Here is a 2,689-nt window from a genome sequence, read left to right on the forward strand (position 1 = left end):
TGCAGGCACTGACCATGTCGCCCGAAGAACAGCGCGAGCGCATGCGCCCCATGCGCGAGACAATCCGCAACAACAATGTCTATCGCTGGGCCGGCAGCATGCTTCTGGATGCGGCACGTTTGCGCAAGCGCGGGGACCTCGATCGGGTGACCGGTGCCGTCAGCGACCCGCCGCCCAGCGTCGACAATGTCGTCTCCATTTTTGAGCGCAGACGGGTGGCGATGTCATGAGCGATGCGCTGCAAAATATTGTTGGCGAGACCCTGCACAAGCCGCAGGCCGTCATGGAGAAACCGCACACTGTGCTGACCGGCGAATGGGCGTTGTTCCTCGACATCGACGGCACCCTGCTGGAACATGCCGAACACCCGGACGCCGTCTCGGTCAGCGACGAGCTCCGCTCCTTGCTGCAAGGCCTGGATTGCAAGCTGAACGGGGCATTGGCCTTCGTAACAGGCCGTTCCGTCGCGGCTGTCGATCATCTGTTTCAGCCTTTGAAGCTGCGCGCCGCCGGGCTCTATGGCCTGGAACATCGGCTCCTACCGAACGACGACGTCGAAGTCGCGGATGAGCCGGCGGATATTTCTGCGCTTGTCGACGAGATCGAGGCCGAGCTCGGTCGTGGCGCCTATATCGAGCGCAAAGGACGGGTGCTGGCCATCCACACGCGCGCCGCCCCGCATCTGCTTCCGCGCGCGACGCAGCTGGTCGAGCAGGCGCTGGCCACGCTGCCAAAGGGCTACCGGGTGGTACCCCGGCAATGCCGGTGTTGAATTGCTGCCGCTCGAGGCCGCCAAGGGCGCCGCGATCCGGCGTTTCATGGAAATTGCGCCATTCACGGGCCGTCGCCCGGTCTTCCTGGGCGACGACACGTCGGATGAAAACGGTTTTGAGGCCGTCAATGATGCCGGCGGCATATCGATACGCGTCAACCCACCAGCGCACACCGCAGCGCGGTACGGGCTTGCCGACGTTGTCGAGACGCTGGGCTGGCTGAGAGGTCAACTTTAGATCCAGCCGACGCAACCGCGATCGCGCCTCCTGGAAAGGGCAAGGAAAGGAACGGTTTCGATGGGACGCTTTGCACAATTGGTCCGAGAGATCACCCCGAACTGGCTGCACTCTCGCTCCTCCCGCCATGACATTGCCGACGTTTCACCGTCCGACGCGGATTTCAGCTGGCAAGAGGCGATCGACAACAAGATGTATGGGGCTGATACGCCTGATTATTCCTATGTTCCGGAAAAGACCGCTTCAGATGCGGTGAGACCGGGCGGTGACAGCCCCGGCGAAAAGAGCGTGCGGGGTGATCCAAAGAGAGCCAATTGAGGGTGAAAAGCCTGTCGGCGCCCGAGGAACGCTACGCCGCAAATCGCAGTCCGCCGTCGCAGGTCAGCACCTGACCGGTCATGAAGCCGTTGGAGACGAGGAAGGCTATTGCCGCGGCGACGTCTTCGGCGCGACCGATGCGGCCGACCGGGGTCCTGCCGGCATAGTCTGCAAACAGCGCCTGCCTCTGCTCCTCGGCCAGAAAGTCCCACCAGGGCGTGTCGATGATGCCTGGCGCCACGACATTGACGCGCAGCGGTTTCAACTCCATCGCCAGGATCGGCACCACGGTCAACAGCATGCCGTTGATGGCGGCGATACCGGCGACGCCGGGCGTTGCGAGCTGCGCCGACACCGCCGAGATGAAGGTGACCGATCCGGCCTTGTTGAGTGTCGGCAAGGCGGCCTGCAGGCAGGACAGCTGCGGGCGGACCTTTTCCTCCACGCCACTGCCGATGTCACTCAGGTCAAGCGCCGGGAACGGGCCGAGGCCCTTGCCGCCGCTGGCCGCCAGCACCAAGTGATCAAAGGGGCCGAGGCGCTCGAAGAATTGACGGACCTCATCCGGCTTCGACGCGTCGAAAGCGGCCTTCTCGGCAGCACCGCCAAGGCTCTTCCAAGCGCTCTTCAGCTTGTCCTCGTTGCGGCCGGTGATGGTTACCTTCATGTCCGGGCCAAGCAGTTTGCGCGCCGTCGCCAGCCCGATGCCGGACGAGCCACCGATGATGACGGTGTGTTGGATTGCCTTGGTCATCAATGCTGTTCCTTCGATGTGGGGGAGGCCGGGCCGATGAGGTCGAGGCTCAAGCTTCTCAGCTGTTGCCTTGCCTTGGCGTCGTAGGCCTGAGCATCGGCGCGGGATTCCCGCAGGCCGTCGAAATAGAGGCCGCTTTTCCCGTTGAGCGTGGGTGAGGTGGCGAGATTGAGGATGGCGTCGGCACCGGTCTCGACCGAACTCCACGGCGTCACCCTGGCCTGCCGGACCATGGTTGTGTTCATGTAGCTCGCCGGATGCAATGCGTTGACGGTGACGCCGGTGCCTTTCAACTGTTCGGCCAAATCGACGGTGAACAGGATCTGCGCCAGCTTGCTCTGGCAATAAGCGCGCACCCCGTCATAGGAGCGGGTCAGCATGACATCGCTGAAGTCGATCGCCTGCTGCCCCGCAGAGGCGACATTGACGATGCGCGCCGGCGCACTGGCCTTCAGCAATGGCAGGAGCTCCGATGTCAGCAGGAAACCGGCGAGATAGTTGACCGCGAAGCGCAGTTCATAGCCGTCGGCACTCACCTGCCTTTTGGCACCTTGGCCCGCTGTGCCGATGCCGGCATTGTTGATGAGGATGTCCAGCCGGCTCGTCC

3 protein-coding genes and 2 pseudogenes are annotated in these 2,689 nt (G+C 63.3%); 3 read left to right on the forward strand and 2 right to left on the reverse strand.

The window, feature by feature from the left end; all coding sequences use genetic code 11:
* The 3 genes and pseudogenes from EN991_RS31300 to EN991_RS31310 all read left to right on the forward strand — a co-directional run.
* Positions 1-230: pseudogene (locus EN991_RS31300) on the forward strand (trehalose-6-phosphate synthase); the annotation flags it as partial.
* A 53-nt stretch (positions 231-283) separates the two neighbouring features.
* Positions 284-1,010, forward strand: a pseudogene (gene otsB, locus EN991_RS31305) (trehalose-phosphatase).
* Positions 1,011-1,070: 60 nt separating this feature from the next.
* Positions 1,071-1,328 (forward strand): hypothetical protein, encoded by a 258-nt coding sequence (locus EN991_RS31310; RefSeq protein ID WP_063168507.1) that lies wholly within the window; start codon positions 1,071-1,073, stop codon positions 1,326-1,328.
* Between the two features lie 31 nt (positions 1,329-1,359).
* On the opposite strand, the gene EN991_RS31315 is transcribed toward EN991_RS31310, so the two are convergent.
* Both EN991_RS31315 and EN991_RS31320 read right to left on the reverse strand, forming a co-directional pair.
* Entirely contained in the window at positions 1,360-2,082 is a 723-nt protein-coding gene (locus tag EN991_RS31315; protein WP_127370196.1) for an SDR family oxidoreductase, read from the reverse strand.
* A partial coding sequence (locus EN991_RS31320; protein WP_127370197.1) for an SDR family NAD(P)-dependent oxidoreductase occupies positions 2,082-2,689 on the reverse strand: 608 nt, incomplete at its 5' end. The genes EN991_RS31320 and EN991_RS31315, both read right to left, overlap by 1 nt.

Origin of the sequence: Mesorhizobium sp. M7A.F.Ca.US.005.03.2.1, assembly GCF_003997795.1 — a bacterium.
Taxonomy (GTDB): domain Bacteria; phylum Pseudomonadota; class Alphaproteobacteria; order Rhizobiales; family Rhizobiaceae; genus Mesorhizobium; species Mesorhizobium ciceri.

Coding starts and splice junctions, on each gene's coding strand:
- EN991_RS31310 (WP_063168507.1), top strand. CDS start 1,071: ATGGGACGCTTTGCACAATTGGTCCGAGAGATCACCCCGAACTGGCTG.
- EN991_RS31315 (WP_127370196.1), bottom strand. CDS start 2,082: ATGACCAAGGCAATCCAACACACCGTCATCATCGGTGGCTCGTCCGGC.